Below are 19,333 nucleotides of genomic sequence, written 5' to 3' on the forward strand. Positions count from 1 at the left end.
ATTGTGACATTAAAAGATAGAATGAACGATGTAGAGAATCGCATAACAGATGCTTGCATAAGAAGTGGAAGATCACGAGAAGATGTACAAGTTGTTGCTGTTACCAAGTATGTCTCGTTGGAGATGACAGCTGAGGTAATCAATGAAGGACTCCTTCATCTTGGTGAGAATCGTTGGCAGAATGCTGAAGAGAAGTGGAATGCACTAGGTGAACAAGGAATTTGGCATTTCATAGGACATCTTCAGACCAATAAAGTAAAAGACGTCATTGATAAGTTTCAATATATCCACTCACTGGATCGTGTTTCTTTAGCTCAAGAGTTAGAGAAAAAGGCGAGCGCTTTGGATATAGAAGTACAGGTATTTGTTCAAGTTAATATTTCAGGAGAAGACACCAAATATGGTCTATCACCTGAGACAGTGGTTTCTTTTTTTGAAACGATAAAAGCATTCACTCATGTTAAGGTTATTGGGCTAATGACTATGGCTCCATTCGAGGGTCATCCAGAGGATACACGGCCAATATTTCAAGCCTTAAGAGAATTGAGAGATGACCTTAACCGTCAGTCCCTTACACGCGAACCTATCACAGAATTGTCAATGGGGATGTCGAATGATTTCGAAGTCGCGATTGAAGAAGGATCTACCTGGGTTCGTTTAGGATCTATTCTAGTAGGGAAAGAGGAGGGCTAAAGATGGGTGTTATGAATCGCTTTATGAACTTTATGGGTTTACAAGAAGAAGAAGAGGTAATAGAGCGTGAGCCTCTTGCTGATGAAGAGGGGTTCGCAACAACGAGTACAGAGCTACGTAAGAATTCAAGAAATAACGTTGTTAGCATTCACTCACAGAAAAATGTTAAAGTAGTATTATATGAGCCGCGTTCATATGATGAAGCTCAGGATATTGTCGATCATTTACGTTCTCACCGTACGGTTGTAATGAATTTACAACGTGTTCGTAATGATCAAGCGATGCGTATTATCGATTTTGTCAGTGGAACGGTGTATGCTTTAAGTGGAAGTATTTCAAAAGTTGGTGGTAACATATTTCTATGCACCCCAGATACGGTGGAAATCCAAGGAAATATTTCAGAGATTCTAGCTGAAGAGCTAGACTATAACAGAATGAGGTGAGTGAATTTTGACTGAGGTTAATAGTATTATCTCTATGCTTTTCGAGATTTACTTTTACATGATTGTTATTTATGTATTAATGTCATGGCTTCCTAACTTACGTGAGAATTTCATAGGTGAGTTATTAGCTAAATTAGTTGAACCATATTTGTCCGTGTTCCGCCGATTTATTCCGCCGATCATGGGTATGCTTGATATTTCGCCTATTATTGCGTTATTCGTACTACAATTTATCCAAAGTGGGTTGCGGTTTATCATCGACTCAATTTTCTTTTAGGTCTAATTATGCGATTAGATATACAGGATCATTTTCACCCAGATGAACGGGAATTTGTAGACAGGGCTTGGGAATGGGTTGTTAATGCTGGTGAATATCATGAGGTGAAGCTGACAGATTTCATGGATCCTAGGCAATCCTATATATTACAGACATTAGCTAATCGACATTCTGACGTACATATTCGTTTGAATGGCGGTTATGATGGAGCTGAACGATGCCGTGCAATCGTCGCTCCCGATTATCGTGATCTAGATGATGAAGATATGAGGATGGCAGTATTAAGTATTTACTCAGGAGATCAGAAATTTCTTGAACTTGATCATGGTGATTACATGGGTGCCATTCTGAATTTAGGAATTAAGCGAAGTAAGATCGGTGACATCCATGTATTGGATAATGGTTGCCATACGGTCGTAGGGGAAGATATTGCATCTTATCTTCATATGCAGCTTGATCAAGTGCACCGTATTCATGTACAGAGCGAGATTTTACCTCTAGAATTATTGCGGACAAGTAAAGTTACTCTGAATACTATTGATCTCACGGTCGCTTCGTTGCGTCTGGATGGGATTTGTGCCGATGTATATAGACTAAGCCGCAGTAAAATTATCGTACCCATCAAAGCTGGACGCTGTCGCGTGAATTGGAAAATAGAAGAGAATCCCTCTGCGAGTTTAAAAGAAGGAGATATCATTTCACTACAATCCTTTGGACGATTTAAGGTCTTAGAGGAAGGGGGAATGACGAAAAAAGGGCGGTACCGTGTAAAAATCGGAAAATTTATGTAAATATGGCAGGAAATCAATACTTCTTGTCGAATTGAGTTATCCAAGGTCTAATAATGGAATTCAATTTTTGAACTGAAAATTTCAGGAGGTGTAGCCATGCCGTTAACACCATTAGATATACATAACAAGGAATTTGCCCGCAGAATTCGCGGTTATGATGAAGATGAAGTGAATGAATTTTTGGATCAAGTCATTAAAGACTACGAGGGTGTCATTCGGGAGAACAAGGAATTACATAACCAAATATTCGCTCTTCAAGAGAGATTAGATCATTTCATTCATATTGAGGATTCTCTTTCTAAGACCATTATTGTAGCTCAAGAAGCTGCAGATGATGTAAAGAATAATGCTAAAAAAGAATCCCAATTGATTATTAAAGAAGCGGAAAAGAATGCGGATCGGATTGTTAATGAATCTTTATCCAAATCACGGAAGGTTTCGATGGAAGTCGAAGAATTGAAGAAGCAGGCATCTATTTATCGTACTCGCTTCAGGACGCTTGTTGAAGCTCAATTGGAATTACTTAGTATGGATGGATGGGAATCACTGGAGAGTCGCGAGGAAGCAAAGGAAGTTTATTAGGCTTCAGGCGGTTGACTTTTACTGAAAAAGAAGCTATAACTATAGTCATAATCTGATTTCACTTAAATGTATGAAATGAATTTGATGATGGGATAAGTACCATAAGGAACTGTTCTTCAGAGAGTTGGCATTATGCTGAAAGCCAACGTACAGACCTTTAGTGGAAGATCCTCCCGGAGAAGTGAAGCTGAAACGTCATTGACGCGTGTAAGCTAAGCCGGTCTGCCGAACGTTATATCGGCTCCATGCTTTAATATCAGCATGGACTTGAGATGTCGCTTATGAAGTGGTTTATTGATGAGCGGAAATTAGGGTGGTATCGCGAGCTGAAGCCTCGTCCCTTTGGGGATGAGGCTTTTTTTGTGTGTGCTGATCCCCCTAAATCCCCCTTAATAAGGGGGACCCCAGAGGGCCTGCCCTCTGGACACCTGAAAGTTTGGTGGAGAGAGTTAGTAGGCGGAGGGAAGTTACGCTATTCGTGGGAACGGTTCTTCCTCGACTCCCCTTCGGGATCATCTTCGGCCACCTTGCATGTGAAGGGTGCTGTGCCCGCTTCGCCCGGGCTGCACGAACGACGAACAATAGGTAGCGACGGCTCCTGAGTAACTTGTGAGTGAGTGGGATTCCCGCACCTCGACGCCCCTGCGGGTACGTCTTCGGGGTCTTCCACCCTGGCGGAGGAGTTACGCTGGTGCAGGTCAAGAGACGAACGAGTGGTAGCGACGCTCCTGAGTAACTTGTGAGTGAGTGGAAGTCCCGCACCTCGACTCCCCTGCGGGTACGTCTTCGGGGTCTTCCACCCTGATGGAGGAGTTACGCTGGTGCAGGTCAAGAGACGAATGAGGTGCCGCGACGAACGCCTGAGTTACAGTGTAAGAGGGTATGCTACGAACGAAGTAGAGCGTGCCTGATCCTTTGCGAATCGCAAAGGATCAGGAGAAAAAGCGAGGATACGCTCCCAATGAACAAAAAACAGCCGATGTATGTTTTACGACGAAATTTTGGGTGTCCAGAGTGCTAGCCCTTGGAATCCCCCTTAGCAAGGGGGACTTAGGGGGATGGACTCCCTGATATATTTTGAAAGGAATGATCATAGATGAACAGAGTAGACGTTAAAGAGAAAGCTCGTGCGAGAGAACTTCGCATTTTGAAGAAATGGAATGATGAGAATACATTCGCGAGATCGATGCAGAATCGGGAGGATAAGCCGAATTTTGTGTTTTATGAAGGCCCTCCAACTGCCAATGGTAAGCCACATATCGGTCACGTCCTGGGTCGTGTAATCAAGGATTTCGTGGGCCGTTACCAGACGATGAAAGGATATCGTGTTGTACGTAAGGCAGGTTGGGATACTCACGGTCTTCCAGTAGAGCTTGGGGTACAGAAGCAACTTGGTATCACGCATAAGCATGAGATCGAAGAGTACGGCGTTGAAGCTTTTATCAAGAAATGTAAAGAAAGTGTATTCGTATATGAACAGCAATGGCGCGATCTAACGGAAGCGATTGGATATTGGACAGATCTGGATGATCCATACATCACGTTAGATAACAAATACATTGAGAGCGTGTGGAACATTCTTGCTACGGTACATGACAAGGATCTACTATATCGTGGTCATCGTGTAAGTCCATATTGTCCGGATTGCCAAACAACGCTTAGTTCGCATGAAGTGGCTCAAGGATATAAAGATGTTAAAGATCTAAGTGCTACGGCTAAGTTTAAGTTACATGATAGTGGTGAGTATGTACTTGCTTGGACAACTACACCTTGGACATTACCTGGACATGTAGCACTTGCAGTGAATCCAGATATGGAATATGCACGAGTGAAGCAGGAAGATGGCGTATACATCGTTGCTAAGAAATTAGTGGAAGATGTTATGAATGGTGAGCATGAGGTTATTGGTACGTTGAAAGGGTCCGATTTGGTAGGTAAAACTTATGATCCACCATTTAAGTACACACAATTAGAGAAATCTAATGTCATTTTGGGTGCAAAATTCGTAACGGATGCAAGTGGTACGGGGATCGTTCACTTAGCTCCAGCTCATGGTGAAGATGACTATAGAGTATGTAAAGAGAATGACATCAGTTTTGTGAATGTTGTGAATTTACAAGGATGTTACGTTGATGAAGTCACAGATTTAGCAGGACGTTTTGTTAAAGATTGTGATGTAGATATTATCAAAATGCTCTCGGAAAGTGGCATGTTATATAGCAAACAGAAATATGAACATAGTTATCCGTTCTGCTGGCGTTGTGATGCTCCGTTGCTTTATTATGCGATGGATAGTTGGTTTATCAAGACAACAGCCATCAAGGATCAATTGATCGCTAATAATAACAATGTGGAATGGTTCCCTGGGCATGTACGTGAAGGACGTTTTGGTAAATTCCTTGAGGATCTAGTGGATTGGAACATCAGTCGTGATCGTTATTGGGGTACGCCGTTAAATATCTGGGTATGTCAAGAGACGGGAGAACAGTTCGCACCACATAGTATTGCTGAGCTTAGAGAACGAGCTATCGGGGATGTTCCTGAGAACTTGGAATTGCATAAACCTTACGTAGATGATGTTAAGGTTCGTAGTTCATGTGGTAAATATGTTATGACTCGTACGCCTGAAGTGATCGATGTATGGTTTGATAGTGGTTCGATGCCTTTTGCTCAACATCATTATCCATTTGAGAACCAGGAGACGTTCGAGGCACAGTTCCCTGCGGATATGATCTGTGAAGGAATTGATCAGACGCGTGGATGGTTCTACAGTCTATTGGCTGTATCCACAATGCTGACTGGGAAAGCTCCATATAAAGCAGTTATGGCGACAGGACACGTTCTTGACGAGCAAGGGCAGAAGATGTCTAAGTCCAAAGGTAACGTTATTGATCCGTGGGAAGTCATTGATGAGTACGGAACGGATGCATTCCGTTGGGCACTGTTGTCTGATAGTGCACCGTGGAATAGTAAACGTTTCTCCAAAGGGATTGTAGGAGAAGCGAAATCCAAGATGGTTGATACATTGGTCAATACGCATGCATTCTTAACGCTGTATGCTGGAATTGATGGTTATAATCCGGCAGAACATCCATTCCAGCCTTCGAATCACAAGCTTGATCGTTGGATTGTTTCGCGCTTGAATAGTGTGATCAAGACAGTTGATAAAGGCTTGGCTGTAAATGATTTCTTGAATGCTGCGAAAGCCATTGAAGATTTCATTGATGAACTTAGTAACTGGTATATCCGTCGTTCACGTGATCGGTTCTGGGGAAGTGGCCTTACTGCAGATAAACTAGATGCATACCGTACATTAACAGAAGTATTGATCACAACAGCGAAACTTATTGCGCCATTCACACCGATGTTAGCAGAAGATATTTATCTAAATCTTGGTGGTGGAGAAAGTGTTCATCTAGATGACTATCCACAGGCGAATGAATCTCTTATTGATGAGGAGTTAGAACAAGATATGGAGACTGCACGTCGCGTTGTAGAACTTGCACGTAACGTTCGTAATGAGACAGGTATTAAGACACGCCAGCCGTTGTCTGAATTGATTGTATCCATAGACCGTAATTTCGATCTACCTGGGTATGAGGATATTATTAAAGAAGAAATCAATGTGAAGAATATTCGAACACAGAACGATGATAGTGGATTAGTAAACTTCACATTGAAGCTTAACTTGAAGGTTGGCGGCAAGAAATATGGTAAGAATGTAGGCTTCCTTCAGAACTACTTCAAAGAAATGTCTTCGGAAGAAACACGTAAAGCCGTGGAAAGTGGCGTTCTTCATGTCACTTCACCTGAAGGAGAAGAGTTGAATATTACGGCAGACGAATTGCTAGTCGATAAGCATGCTAAGTCTGGGTTCGCATCAGCTTCAGGTTATGGGATTACGGTAGCACTTAATACCGAAATTACACCTGAACTAGAACAGGAAGGCTGGGTACGTGAAGTTGTTCGTGCAGTTCAAGACTATCGTAAAAAGCTCGATCTTCCGATTGAGAAGCGTGTAATCTTAACGCTACATGCTGACGATGAGTTGAAAGCAGCGATTACAGCATTTGATCATGTACTACGTGAGAATGTGTTAGTCAATGAAGTGTTGTACGGTTCTAAGGAATCGATGGAACAAGTTGAGATTGCTGGGAAGTCCGTAGGAATCCATATTGCAGATTAATACGACGACCTTTGGAACATAATAGAAATAACTAAAAAGAAACGAGCCTTAAGCCGAGAATCGGATGAACTAATCCGAACGGGTTAAGGCTCGTTTCTTCTTGAAATATAAGATCGTTATATTGGATCATGAGTTCCAAAAGGAGCGGAAGCTATGACGCAAGGAAGTAAAGATGCTACTTTATCGCAAGACAACCAAGATACTCATACGCTACTTTTAAAAATATCACAGCAACTAGAGCAGTCTCGCATTGCGGATTATACCCAATTATTACATCGGCCCTGGCGATTAATCTGGCTTAATATTTTGGCAGGAAGTGCACGCGGTGTAGGATTTGCCGTCGGTTTTACTTTTTTTGCGGCAACCATTATATATGTGTTACAAGGACTTGGAGCGCTGAACTTACCGATCATAGGAGATTACATTGCTGATATTGTACGTATCGTACAACGTCAACTGGAGCTAGGCTATTAATGTCTTAGAGGTACATTAATAATTAGCTTCAAGTTGATTGAATTGATCTACATAGAAGGGTCATCTTCAAGTGAATTAACGCCTTCACCCGCATCTAAATAGTCGCGATAATGACGATTACGTACAATTCCAATGGGATTCCCTTCAATATCTGCGGCGAGAAAACTTTCATAAGGTTCTACACAACCTTCTATTTCATCATCTGCTTCAATGGCCATTTCATCGTAATTCTCAATATTATTTCCTTCAGACATAGCGGGTGAATTGGATGTACCCCATCGTTCTACAATTTGCCAAGTATCTTCTCCATCGAATCCATTCTGGTCATCCCGTTCATCCAAGCTGGTTCGACCAAAAGGAGGTGTGAGGAATTCCTCTTCTACAGGTCGATCATCAGAGACATGTTGCCGGGGAGAGTGTTCCTTACAAAAGATAGTTGCGGGAACGGCTTCTAGTCGATCATAGGAAATCTCTTGGTCACAGATGCTACAGCGACCATAAGTTCCGTTGTCAATCCGAGCCAAAGCAGTTTCGATTCTCTCCAATTGAAGATCATCATGCTCCAAAAGGGAGATATCCATTTCACGGTAATAAAGTTCAGTTGCAACGTCAGCAGGATGATTATCAATATTAGATAGTTCTCCGGTTGAGTCACGCATCGAATCTTCAAGACCATGGTGATCGTTCTCTTCGGTACGATTTGCAATGTCATTACGTTCATGTTCTAACTGTTGGCGTAAACCTTGAATTTGGGAAGGTGATAATTGCGTCATGTTGAGGCTCCTTTCTCTTACTTAGGGAGAAACATAATTTATCTTTAATCTCTTACTATAGAATGCGCTTATCTTCATGGTTTTACATAAGGGAAATGTTCTCGGCTTTGGCCCATTATGGACGGTTTTGGACAGCTTATGCTACAATGAACGAGTTATACTACTTTGTTATTTCGATTCACTAATTGCAAATGATATAGTGAATGGTGAATTGGCAGAAATCATAAGATTGGAGTGACATGTTACTGTGATATACTACATAATCGCGTTTGTTGCTTTTCTGGTGGATCAAGGAACTAAATATTTGATTGCCAGCCGGATGGACATAGGAGAACAGATATCTGTAATTGGCAATTTTTTTCTGATAACATCACACCGCAATCGCGGCGCAGCTTTCGGAATTCTTGAAGATCAAAGGTGGTTCTTTATCGCTATTACGACTATCGTGGTAATCGCAATCATTTGGTACTTAAAGAAAGTGATGAAAACGAAAAATAAATTGTTACCTGTAGCACTCAGCCTAGTACTTGGTGGGGCAGTCGGAAATTTTGTTGATCGTGTCATTTCCGGAGAAGTGGTGGATTTCCTACAATTTAATTTCGGTAGTTATGAATTCCCCATTTTCAATGTTGCTGATTCTTGCATAGTGATTGGTGTAGCACTTATTATTTTGGACTCATTGTTTGATATGAAACGAAATCCAGCTAATCCGAATACGGAAGGAAATGAAGAAACGTGAATGACATCAAGACCGGCGAAGACGAAAACTTTAATACAGATTTAGAAATACGTGAGTGGACAGTTGAAGAGAATTTCGCTAAAGAGCGAATTGATAAATATATAACTGAAGTCTGGGAAGAAGAAGTCTCCCGTTCGCAAGTTCAATTATGGATTACGGGTGAGCATGTTAAGGTTAACGGAAATACAGTTAAAGCAAATTACAAACTTGTTGTAGGAGATCTAGTTCAAGTTATTGTTCCTGAACCTGCTCTAGTGGAGCTTGTGGCAGAGGATATCCCTCTTGAGGTTGTTTATGAAGATCGAGATTTAATCGTAGTGAATAAGCCAAGGGGAATGGTCGTTCACCCAGCGCCAGGACATTCTTCTGGAACGTTAGTAAATGCTTTAATGTATCATTGCAAAGACCTATCTGGAATAAATGGAGAATTACGTCCTGGGATTGTACATCGTATTGATAAAGATACTTCAGGACTCATTATGGCAGCCAAAAATGATAAAGCACACGTTTCTCTTGCAGCACAATTAAAGGAACATAGTGTAACTCGTCGTTACATTGCCTTAGTGCATGGTAGTGTGAGTCACGATCAAGGAACGGTGGATGCTCCGATTGGTCGAGATACGGTTGACCGTAAAATGTATACCGTGAAGGAGAAGAACAGTAAGCATGCTGTAACCCATTTCACAGTGAAAGAACGACTAGGGGATTATACGTTGCTGGAACTTCAACTTGAGACAGGACGGACACATCAGATTCGTGTGCATATGAAGTTTATAGGTCATCCATTAGTAGGTGATCCAATCTATGGCCGTAACAAGGGCATTAAATTGAACGGGCAGGCGCTTCATGCAGCAGTATTAGGCTTCATACATCCATCAAGTGGAGAGTATTTGGAGTTCAAAGCAGGCATTCCAGAAGAATTGGAAGAATTACTTACAAGTCTTCGTAGCCGCTAAAAGTACAAATGATTGGAACATTAGTCCATGGCATAAAGCCATGGATTCCTTCATATTTAGGAGAGAATTTGCCCTAATTAGGAGATGAATGAAATGAGTATAAATGAATATCAAGAAACATATATTCAATTGAATTTTGCAGACCGGATTGGTGGAGCCAATTACGGTAAGGACACAGCTATATATAAATTTGAGAAGATTAAGCGTGCCAAGGCTGCTGCTCAGAAAGACTTCCCTGCCATCTCATTAATTGATATGGGTGTAGGAGAACCAGACGAAATGGCGGATGCTGGAATTGTGGCCAAGCTAGCTGAGGAAGCTGCTAAACCAGAGAATAGAGGATATGCGGATAATGGTATTCCTGAATTTAAGGAAGCCGCTGCGAAATACTTGAAAGAAGTATTCCGTGTAGATGGAATCGATCCAATCCATGATATTGTCCATTCGATCGGTTCTAAACCAGCTCTTGCAATGTTGCCATCATGCTTTATTAATCCAGGCGATATTACTATTATGACGGTACCTGGTTACCCAGTGCTTGGTACTCATACTAAATATTTGGGTGGGGAAGTATACACCGTTGAATTAAAGAAAGAGAATCAATTCTTACCTAACTTACATGATATTCCTGAAGACATTGCAAGTCGTGCTAAATTACTGTACTTAAACTACCCGAATAATCCGACAGGTGCTAGTGCGACAGTTGAATTCTTCGAACATGTAGTAGAGTGGGCTAAGAAATTTGATGTCGTTGTTGTTCATGACGCTCCTTATGCTGCCCTGACTTATGATGGTATGAAACCACTTAGCTTCTTGTCGATCCCAGGAGCTAAGGATGTAGGCATAGAACTACACTCATTGTCTAAATCATATAACATGACAGGATGGCGTATTGGATTTGTTGCGGGTAACCCATTGATTGTGAAAGCTTTCAGTGATGTGAAAGATAATAATGATTCGGGTCAGTTTATCGCAATCCAAAAGGCTGCAGCATACGCACTTGCTCGTCCAGAAATTACGGAAGATATTGCTCTTAAATATTCCCGCCGTCATGATTTATTAGTAGATGCTCTGAATGAATTGGGCTTCACAGCAGAGAAACCGAAGGGCTCCTTCTTCTTGTACGTAGAGGCTCCAAAAGGAGTGAAGGGTGGGCAACGATTCACTTCTGGGGAAGATTTCTCTCAATTCCTCATTCGCGAGAAATTGATTTCTACGGTTCCATGGGATGATGCAGGTCATTTTGTGCGGTTCTCAGTAACGTTTATTGCCAATGGTGAGGAACAAGAGAAGCTAGTTATTAGTGAAATTAAACGTCGGTTGAGTGACGTTGAATTTGAATTTTAAATAGTTGAAGGTACCTGGTGATGGCGAGGCCACTGAAAACTTTAGGTTTTATTCTTAAGTGAACATGTAAGATAAAATAGGCGACTTTTCGTTCGATTTATGAACGGAAGGTCGCCTTTTTAAGAATTAATACAATTATTATACAGCCAAACAGGACACCCTTCCTCGAAAATCGAGGAAGGGTGTCCTGAAATGGAGTTCTCATGGCCACATTATAGGAGCGTAGCGAAGGGGGAATTTGAAACTGTAGGAGCGATAGCGACCGCCTTTGTCTCCGGATTTCATCCGCTAACAGCGGTACCATTCAAGAAATATGGAGACAACAGCGGCCGAAAGTTTAAATATTCCTCGTAGCTACAACTGACTCCTTAGATGTATAGGTCTCAAATTCAGTAGGGACTTTTTCAGTGGCCTCGCCGATGGCAGGTGCCTTTTTGTTGTGCTGATAAAGACTGACCTCAGTTGACATCATGATAGGGTTCTGTCATAATCCTTGTAGATGAATAAGCACCTTTAATTCAGTCCCGTGAGACTGGCAAGGATACGTGAACCGAGGTTCACCGCATAGCACTCGTATGTTTTTTTGTGCGAGCTGTTATGAGGTGCCCTCTCATTCAATGAAATTGAATGACTAGTAAACTCCTTGCCACTGGGCAAGGAGTTTTTTATTATGTCACGGGAAATATATTATGTCACGGGAAATATAAAGGAATTCTATTAAAAAAGGGGCAATACATGATGATTAAAGAAGTGCACGTTATTATGGACGAGACAGCAATACGTAGAGCGTTAACGAGAATTGCACATGAAATTCTAGAGAAGAACAAAGGGATAGAAGATTGTATCCTGATTGGGATTAAAACACGAGGGATTTACCTAGCAAAAAGAATAGCAGAACGAATTCAGGAAATTGAAGGAACACCGATTATTTGTGGGGAGCTGGATGTGACATCATATCGTGATGATCGGTTAGAAGTACGTACCCACACGGCACAAGACGGAGAGATCGCTGTGAATCAATTAAAGAACAGCCTGGGAAATGTAAGTATTCATGATAAAAAGATCATATTGTTCGATGATGTTCTGTATACGGGTCGCACGATTCGTGCAGCTATGGATGCTTTGATGGATTGCGGACGACCTCGGATGATTCAGCTTGCGGTGCTAGCGGATCGTGGACATCGAGAATTACCCATACGACCTGACTATATAGGTAAGAACGTACCTACTTCGATTCTAGAAGAGATAGAAGTAGCTTTAACAGAGTTCGACGGGAAAGACGAGGTAACGATCCTACAGTACAGAGAGGAGAGATAGTCATGATGACAGCAACCAACCTCAAAGATCATAGTTTGCTTGGTCTAAAAGATTTAAGTCGTAATGAAATAGAATCGATTCTAGACCGCGCAGCATACTGGGAATCGCAACATGAGAAGGTTATTCCAGTACTGAGTTCACATTTTGTCGCTAATATGTTTTTTGAAAATAGTACGAGAACTAGATTCTCATTTGAAATGGCTGAGAAACGTTTAGGCGCACAGGTTCTGAATTTTGCAGCCGCGGCGTCTAGTGTGGAAAAGGGAGAGTCTATCTATGACACAGTGAGAACACTCGAATCGATGGGAATAGATGCAGGCGTCATTCGAATGAAACCGGATGGTGTACTCCAGAAGTTAGCAGAGACCGTTAAGGTTCCTTTGATTAATGCGGGCGATGGGAATAACGAGCATCCTACACAAGCATTACTTGATTTATATACGATGCGCAAAAAATTTGGTGAGCTAAAAGGTCTGAAGGTATCGATCATCGGAGATATTCGACATAGTCGCGTAGCACGTTCAAATCTATGGGCATTGCAGAAATTCGGAGCTCAAGTTAACTTTTGTGCACCTGAAAGTATGATGGCTCCAGAACTTGAATCGTATGCTCCATATGTCAATATGGATGAGGCGTTACAATCTGATGTCGTGATGATGTTGCGTGTACAGTTGGAACGTCATGCAACAGGAATACTGAAATCGGCTCAGGAGTACAGAGGACAGTATGGTCTGACAGAGGCAAGAGCAGCTAAACTATCCAAGGATACAATGATTATGCACCCAGCACCGGTGAATCGGAATGTTGAGATTGATGATGCTGTTGTAGAAAGTGCCCAATCCTTTATTTTTCCTCAAATGAGTAATGGAGTACCTATTAGAATGGCAGTCATGGAACGAGCCGTAAGACACTGAGTATGAATAAATAAGCACATTTTATTAATAAATATACACAAATATGAATTTTTATTATACAATAGATTGAAGCCAACGTGCTCAATCAACGAGCGGAGGTCATCATGTTAACTATTATCGCTAATGCGAGTGTTCTTGATAAGCAAGGGAATTTAGAGAAGAAACATGTTCTACTTGAGGACGGTACTATTAAATCTCTAATAGATGGTCATGTAGACCTGACTACAATTCAACATGAGGCCTCAGATATTGTCGACGCAAAAGGTAAGTTAGTTACACCAGGTTTTATTGATATGCATGTTCATTTACGTGAACCGGGCTTCGAACATAAGGAAACGATTGAAAGTGGAAGTCGTTCGGCGGCAAAAGGCGGATTTACAACCATTGCTTGTATGCCTAACACTAGACCTGTAACGGATCATCCGGATGTTATTAAGCTCATTCTTGAGAAAGCGAGCCAAGCAGGAATCGTGAAGGTTCTACCTTATGCGGCAATTACCAAGAATGAACTCGGACGTGAACTAACAGATTTCGCGGCATTGAAAGAAGCCGGAGCTATTGGATTCACCGATGATGGTGTAGGTGTACAGAATGCACAGATGATGAAGGATGCTATGAATATCGCAGCAGACCTTCAGATGCCAGTAATTGCACACTGTGAAGATAATTCACTAGTTGTTGGAGCGTGTGTCGCAGAAGGTGAATTCGCTAAGAAACATGGATTGAAAGGTATTCCCAATGAATCTGAAGCGATTCATGTCGGTCGTGACATTCTACTTGCAGAAGCCACAGGGGTTCACTATCATGTGTGCCACGTTAGTACAGAACAATCGGTACGTCTGATTCGTCAAGCGAAAGCGATTGGTATTCATGTGACTGCCGAAGTATGTCCGCATCACATGGTACTCTCAGAACAAGATATACCTGGTCTGGATGCCAATTGGAAAATGAATCCTCCTCTACGTTCAAAGCGTGACGTAGAAGCTTGTATTGAAGGTTTACTGGATGGCACGCTTGATATCATCGTAACAGACCATGCTCCACATAGTGCTGAAGAGAAGGCCAAAGGGATGGAGCTAGCACCTTTTGGAATCGTGGGGTTCGAAACGGCCTTTCCACTGCTATACACAAAATTTGTGGAGACAGGATTGATGAGTCTATCGATGCTTGTACAGCGAATGACTGCGGATCCCGCGAAAGTATTCGGTCTGAAGTCGGGGAACCTTGAAGTGGGAAGCCCAGCAGATCTAACTATGATTGATCTAGAAGCTGAGAAGGAAGTGAATCCTGAGGAGTTCCTATCTAAGGGGCGTAATACGCCATTCACAGGTTGGAAGTTAAAAGGATGGCCAGTGATGACGTGGTTAGACGGAAACGTTGTATGGTCAGAGTAAGACTTAGAAGTACACAGTAACATGTAGAGAAATCATAAGAAACAACTATATAGAACATGAGCACATGACAGAGGGAGTGGGATGGAATGCAGGCGAGATTGTTATTGGAGAACGGTACCCTTTTTACAGGTATGGCATTTGGAGCTGAAGGTGAATCAACGGGTGAAGTTGTATTTAACACAGGAATTACAGGTTATCAAGAGGTATTGTCAGATCCATCTTACTGCGGGCAAATTGTAACGATGACTCACCCACTGATCGGTAATTACGGTATTACACGTGATGATTTCGAATCTGTCGCACCATTTATACACGGTTTTGTCGTGCGCCGTCATGAGCCTATTCCAAGTAACTGGCGTGCGGAGTACAGTCTTGACGATCTACTAAAAGAACACGGTATCTTAGGTATTAGTGAGATTGATACGCGCATGTTAACTCGCATCATTCGTCATCACGGTACGATGAGAGGGATCTTAACGACTTCGGCAGCTTCTGTAGAAGAGTTGCAAGAAAGATTGGGAAGTAGCGAAATTCTGAGAGATCAGGTGGCGCGCACCTCTACGAAGTACACGTATAATAGCCCGGGTTCGAAGGAACGGATCGTACTTGTAGATTTCGGAGCGAAGAGTGGAATTCTGCGTGAGCTTTCCAATCGTGGCTGTGATGTCGTGGTTGTACCACAAGACTCAACTGCTGAGCAAATTCGCCACTTACGTCCTGATGGCATTTTGTTATCTAATGGCCCTGGGGATCCAAAGGATGTTCCAGAAGCTGTAAATATGGTTTCGGAGTTACTAGGAGAGTATCCAATATTCGGCATTTGCCTCGGACATCAATTGTTCGCTTTAGCATGTGGTGCGGATACGGAGAAATTGAAATTTGGACACCGTGGTGGTAACCATCCTGTGAAAGAATTGGCAACGAATCGTTGCTATATTACATCTCAGAATCATGGGTACACCGTGAATGAAGACTCTATTTTACGAACCAATCTAGAAGTTACTCATATCAACAATAATGATAAGACAGTTGAAGGATTGAAACATAGTATCTACCCAGCATTCTCAGTACAGTACCATCCAGAAGCAGCACCTGGACCTCAGGATAGCAGCTATTTGTTCGACCAATTTCTGCAAATGATTGCGGATCACAAACTTAAATATCCTGCTAAACCGCGTCAAGCCGAATTAGCCGCAGCTGTGAAAGGAGCACTACAAAATGCCTAAAAATACAGAACTAAAGAAAATACTAGTTATTGGATCCGGTCCAATTGTTATCGGGCAAGCCGCTGAATTTGACTATGCAGGTACACAAGCATGTCAGGCGTTGAAAGAAGAAGGCATTGAGGTCATCCTCATTAATAGTAACCCTGCAACGATCATGACGGATACGAATATCGCAGATAAAGTATATATTGAACCCATCACTTTGGAGTTTGTTACACAAATTATTCGTCAGGAACGTCCAGATGGTTTACTCCCAACATTAGGCGGACAGACGGGTCTGAACATGGCGGTTGAGCTTGCTCGTGCAGGAATCCTAGAACAGGAAAATGTGAAGCTACTTGGAACGCAACTTGAATCTATCGAGAAAGCGGAAGATCGTGATCTCTTCAGAGATTTAATGCGTGAACTTGAGCAACCCGTTCCAGATAGCGACATTGTGACATCACTAGAAGAAGCACTCACATTCGCTAACGAAGTTGGGTACCCACTGATTGTACGTCCTGCTTATACGCTTGGAGGAACAGGCGGAGGAATCTGTGCAACAGAAGAGGAACTTCGTGAAACGGTCGTATCGGGCATTCGTTATAGTCCTATTGGACAGTGTCTTATTGAAAAGAGTATTGCTGGAATGAAGGAAGTTGAGTACGAAGTGATGCGTGATGCGAACGATAACTGTATCGTCGTGTGTAACATGGAGAACTTTGATCCTGTTGGTGTACATACAGGTGACAGTATTGTAGTTGCACCTAGCCAGACATTATCCGATCGTGAATATCAAATGCTAAGATCAGCTTCTCTCAAAATTATCCGTGCATTGAATATTGAGGGTGGTTGTAACGTGCAATATGCACTAGATCCACAAAGCTATCAATATTATGTCATCGAAGTAAATCCTCGTGTAAGTCGTTCATCAGCACTTGCTTCCAAAGCGACAGGTTATCCTATTGCCAAAATGGCTGCAAAAATTGCTATGGGTTATACCTTAGATGAAATTACGAATCCTGTGACAGGTCAAACTTATGCTTGTTTTGAACCTGCATTGGATTATATCGTGAGTAAAATTCCACGCTGGCCTTTTGATAAATTCATTCATGCTAATCGCAAGTTAGGAACACAAATGAAGGCAACGGGTGAAGTGATGGCTATCGGCCGTACCTTTGAAGAATCCATTCATAAAGCGATCCGTTCATTAGAGATTGGTGTTCACCGTTTCGAACTTAAAGGGGCAGTATTATTAAGTGAAGAGGTTCTGAATGAACGTCTTGAGAAACCAGATGATGAACGTATCTTCTTGATCGCTGAAGCTTTCCGTCGTGGGTATACACTACAACAAATCCAAGATCTTACCCAAGTTGACTGGTGGTTCCTAGACAAACTTGAAGGGATCATCAAGTTCGAGACTCGTATTCAAGAAGAAGTCATTCTTTCTTATGAGACGTTATATCAAGCGAAGAGACTAGGATTTACGGATAAATCCATTGCGGAGATTCGTAAACAGAACGTGTTAACAAAAGTCCATACAAACGAAGCAGAAGTGCGTGAATTCCGATTAGATCATAATCTTCGTCCTGTGTACAAAATGGTTGATACGTGTGCAGCAGAATTTGAAGCTATTACACCGTACTACTACTCCACTTATGAAACAGAGAATGAAGTTATCCAGACTACGAAGGAAAAGATTCTTGTCTTAGGCTCTGGTCCAATTCGTATTGGACAGGGTATTGAGTTCGACTATTCAACCGTGCACGCGGTCTGGGCAATACAGAAGGCAGGATATGAGGCCGTTATTATTAATAACAACCCAGAGACAGTATCTACTGACTTTAGCATATCAGATCGATTGTACTTCGAACCCCTATTCTTCGAGGATGTTATGAACGTTATTGAACAGGAGAAGCCAATTGGTGTTATCGTTCAATTCGGAGGCCAGACGGCTATTAACTTAGCAGGTCCTTTAAGTGCGCAAGGTGTTAATATACTGGGCACAAGTTTAGATAGCATTGATGAAGCGGAAGATCGTAAGAAGTTCGAAGCGCTACTATCTCGTCTAAACATTCCACAACCGAATGGTAAAACAGTGACTACTGTGGGTGAAGCCGTTGAGACTGCTACAAAAATTGGTTATCCGGTACTTGTGCGCCCATCCTACGTGTTAGGTGGACGTGCGATGGAAATTGTATATTCGGATGAAGAATTACTTAACTATATGGAATATGCTGTACAGATTAATCCGGAACATCCGGTACTGATTGATAGCTATATGCTTGGTAAAGAAGTGGAAGTGGATGCAATCTGTGATGGTGAAACAGTTATCATACCAGGAATTATGGAACATATTGAACGCGCTGGAGTTCACTCAGGAGATTCAATTGCGGTCTATCCACCACAACATCTAGCAGATCATCTGAAAGAGAAGATAGTGAATATCACTATTAAGGTTGCTAAAGAACTCAAGACAATTGGTCTGGTGAACATTCAGTTTGTTATCTACAAAGACGAAGTATATGTCATTGAAGTTAACCCGCGTTCATCACGTACGGTTCCATTCTTGAGTAAAGTAACGACAATCCCAATGGCAAACTTAGCTATGCAAGCCATTCTGGGTACGAAGTTGAAAGATCTTGGTTATCAAGAGGGACTATGGCCTGAGAGTAAGTATGTATCGGTTAAGGTACCTGTATTCTCCTTTGCTAAACTGCGTAGTGTCGATACAACGCTTGGACCAGAGATGAAATCGACGGGTGAAGTTATGGGTCGTGATCTTCAGTATGCTAAGGCACTGTTCAAAGGACTTATTGGAGCAGGGATGAAAATCCCATCTACAGGTGCAATTATTGCAACGGTCGCTGATAAAGATAAAGAGGAAGCAGTAGAGCTTCTAACTGGATTTAAGAGATTGGGTTATAAAATATATGCAACAGGGGGTACGGCAGACGCTCTGAATGAAGCGGGACTTGATGTAACAACCGTTCATAAGCTGAGTGAAGGAACACCAAATATCCTCGACCTTATTCGTAATGGAGAAGCACAGTTTGTATTCAACACCCTTACTAAAGGTAAAATGCCACAACGTGATGGATTCAGAATTCGTCGTGAAGCTGTAGAAAATGGCATTGTATGTATGACATCGCTCGATACCGTGAGAGCATTGCTAATTATGCTAGACACCATTAACTTCTCATCCCAAGCCATGCCAGCTTTTATTGAGCAATAAGGGGGCT

The 19,333-nt window shown here is 42.1% G+C and carries 16 protein-coding genes and 1 other annotated feature; of the genes, 15 read left to right on the plus strand and 1 reads right to left on the minus strand.

Annotation, left to right across the window (positions count from 1 at the left end; translation table 11 throughout):
- Window positions 1-21 precede the first annotated feature (21 nt).
- From AC1D69_RS00705 to AC1D69_RS00735, 7 genes are all read left to right on the plus strand, one after another.
- Window positions 22-693: a YggS family pyridoxal phosphate-dependent enzyme gene (locus AC1D69_RS00705; protein ID WP_495454720.1), complete on the plus strand. Its 672-nt coding sequence runs from the start codon at window positions 22-24 to the stop codon at window positions 691-693.
- A 2-nt stretch (window positions 694-695) separates the two neighbouring features.
- Complete coding sequence (locus AC1D69_RS00710) at window positions 696-1,136, plus strand: cell division protein SepF (protein WP_495454241.1); 441 nt, start codon at window positions 696-698, stop codon at window positions 1,134-1,136.
- A gap of 4 nt (window positions 1,137-1,140) precedes the next feature.
- Entirely contained in the window at window positions 1,141-1,413 is a 273-nt protein-coding gene (locus AC1D69_RS00715; protein ID WP_495454721.1) for a YggT family protein, read from the plus strand.
- An 8-nt stretch (window positions 1,414-1,421) separates the two neighbouring features.
- Window positions 1,422-2,204, plus strand: coding sequence for a YlmH family RNA-binding protein (locus AC1D69_RS00720; protein WP_495454242.1), 783 nt, complete (start codon window positions 1,422-1,424; stop codon window positions 2,202-2,204).
- A 96-nt stretch (window positions 2,205-2,300) separates the two neighbouring features.
- Complete coding sequence (locus AC1D69_RS00725) at window positions 2,301-2,786, plus strand: DivIVA domain-containing protein (protein WP_495454243.1); 486 nt, start codon at window positions 2,301-2,303, stop codon at window positions 2,784-2,786.
- A 75-nt stretch (window positions 2,787-2,861) separates the two neighbouring features.
- Window positions 2,862-3,131 (plus strand) — a binding site (T-box leader).
- 751 nt (window positions 3,132-3,882) lie between these two features.
- The gene (ileS, locus tag AC1D69_RS00730; protein ID WP_495454244.1) at window positions 3,883-6,972 is read left to right on the plus strand and encodes an isoleucine--tRNA ligase; all 3,090 of its coding nucleotides are present in this window, start codon (window positions 3,883-3,885) and stop codon (window positions 6,970-6,972) included.
- Between the two features lie 153 nt (window positions 6,973-7,125).
- Window positions 7,126-7,446, plus strand: a complete 321-nt coding sequence (locus AC1D69_RS00735) for a DUF5665 domain-containing protein (protein ID WP_495454245.1) — start codon at window positions 7,126-7,128, stop codon at window positions 7,444-7,446.
- Window positions 7,447-7,493: 47 nt separating this feature from the next.
- Here AC1D69_RS00735 and AC1D69_RS00740 read toward each other — a convergent pair whose 3' ends face one another.
- Window positions 7,494-8,219, minus strand: a complete 726-nt coding sequence (locus AC1D69_RS00740) for a TraR/DksA C4-type zinc finger protein (RefSeq protein ID WP_495454246.1) — start codon at window positions 8,217-8,219, stop codon at window positions 7,494-7,496.
- Window positions 8,220-8,466: 247 nt separating this feature from the next.
- On the opposite strand from AC1D69_RS00740, the gene lspA reads away from it, so the two are divergent.
- The 8 genes from lspA to carB all read left to right on the plus strand — a co-directional run bounded on the left by lspA (window position 8,467) and on the right by carB (window position 19,326).
- A complete protein-coding gene (lspA, locus tag AC1D69_RS00745; protein WP_495454247.1) occupies window positions 8,467-8,958 on the plus strand; it encodes a signal peptidase II in 492 nt (163 codons plus the stop codon).
- Complete coding sequence (locus tag AC1D69_RS00750; protein ID WP_495454248.1) at window positions 8,955-9,914, plus strand: RluA family pseudouridine synthase; 960 nt, start codon at window positions 8,955-8,957, stop codon at window positions 9,912-9,914. Before lspA ends, AC1D69_RS00750 begins: the two co-directional genes overlap by 4 nt.
- Before the next feature lie 93 nt (window positions 9,915-10,007).
- On the plus strand, window positions 10,008-11,261 hold the full coding sequence (locus AC1D69_RS00755; protein WP_495454249.1) for an LL-diaminopimelate aminotransferase: 1,254 nt from the start codon (window positions 10,008-10,010) through the stop codon (window positions 11,259-11,261).
- Between the two features lie 738 nt (window positions 11,262-11,999).
- The gene (pyrR, locus tag AC1D69_RS00760) at window positions 12,000-12,578 is read left to right on the plus strand and encodes a bifunctional pyr operon transcriptional regulator/uracil phosphoribosyltransferase PyrR (RefSeq protein ID WP_495454722.1); all 579 of its coding nucleotides are present in this window, start codon (window positions 12,000-12,002) and stop codon (window positions 12,576-12,578) included.
- A 2-nt stretch (window positions 12,579-12,580) separates the two neighbouring features.
- Window positions 12,581-13,492, plus strand: a complete 912-nt coding sequence (locus tag AC1D69_RS00765; protein ID WP_495454250.1) for an aspartate carbamoyltransferase catalytic subunit — start codon at window positions 12,581-12,583, stop codon at window positions 13,490-13,492.
- Window positions 13,493-13,596: 104 nt separating this feature from the next.
- Window positions 13,597-14,886, plus strand: coding sequence for a dihydroorotase (gene pyrC / locus AC1D69_RS00770; RefSeq protein WP_495454251.1), 1,290 nt, complete (start codon window positions 13,597-13,599; stop codon window positions 14,884-14,886).
- An 86-nt stretch (window positions 14,887-14,972) separates the two neighbouring features.
- The gene (gene carA, locus AC1D69_RS00775) at window positions 14,973-16,112 is read left to right on the plus strand and encodes a glutamine-hydrolyzing carbamoyl-phosphate synthase small subunit (RefSeq protein WP_495454252.1); all 1,140 of its coding nucleotides are present in this window, start codon (window positions 14,973-14,975) and stop codon (window positions 16,110-16,112) included.
- On the plus strand, window positions 16,105-19,326 hold the full coding sequence (carB, locus tag AC1D69_RS00780) for a carbamoyl-phosphate synthase large subunit (protein ID WP_495454253.1): 3,222 nt from the start codon (window positions 16,105-16,107) through the stop codon (window positions 19,324-19,326). The genes carA and carB overlap by 8 nt, the downstream gene beginning before the upstream one ends.
- The last annotated feature ends 7 nt before the right edge of the window (window positions 19,327-19,333 follow it).

It is taken from the genome of Paenibacillus sp. Y301, assembly GCF_059445505.1.

Excerpts from the sequence above, each read along its gene's own strand:
- AC1D69_RS00710 (WP_495454241.1), top strand. The coding sequence starts at position 696 with ATGGGTGTTATGAATCGCTTTATGAACTTTATGGGTTTACAAGAAGAA.
- AC1D69_RS00740 (WP_495454246.1), bottom strand. The coding sequence starts at position 8,219 with ATGACGCAATTATCACCTTCCCAAATTCAAGGTTTACGCCAACAGTTA.
- pyrC (WP_495454251.1), top strand. The coding sequence starts at position 13,597 with ATGTTAACTATTATCGCTAATGCGAGTGTTCTTGATAAGCAAGGGAAT.
- AC1D69_RS00755 (WP_495454249.1), top strand. The coding sequence starts at position 10,008 with ATGAGTATAAATGAATATCAAGAAACATATATTCAATTGAATTTTGCA.
- AC1D69_RS00735 (WP_495454245.1), top strand. The coding sequence starts at position 7,126 with ATGACGCAAGGAAGTAAAGATGCTACTTTATCGCAAGACAACCAAGAT.
- carB (WP_495454253.1), top strand. The coding sequence starts at position 16,105 with ATGCCTAAAAATACAGAACTAAAGAAAATACTAGTTATTGGATCCGGT.
- ileS (WP_495454244.1), top strand. The coding sequence starts at position 3,883 with ATGAACAGAGTAGACGTTAAAGAGAAAGCTCGTGCGAGAGAACTTCGC.
- AC1D69_RS00725 (WP_495454243.1), top strand. The coding sequence starts at position 2,301 with ATGCCGTTAACACCATTAGATATACATAACAAGGAATTTGCCCGCAGA.
- AC1D69_RS00765 (WP_495454250.1), top strand. The coding sequence starts at position 12,581 with ATGATGACAGCAACCAACCTCAAAGATCATAGTTTGCTTGGTCTAAAA.
- carA (WP_495454252.1), top strand. The coding sequence starts at position 14,973 with ATGCAGGCGAGATTGTTATTGGAGAACGGTACCCTTTTTACAGGTATG.
- pyrR (WP_495454722.1), top strand. The coding sequence starts at position 12,000 with ATGATTAAAGAAGTGCACGTTATTATGGACGAGACAGCAATACGTAGA.
- AC1D69_RS00705 (WP_495454720.1), top strand. The coding sequence starts at position 22 with ATGAACGATGTAGAGAATCGCATAACAGATGCTTGCATAAGAAGTGGA.
- AC1D69_RS00720 (WP_495454242.1), top strand. The coding sequence starts at position 1,422 with ATGCGATTAGATATACAGGATCATTTTCACCCAGATGAACGGGAATTT.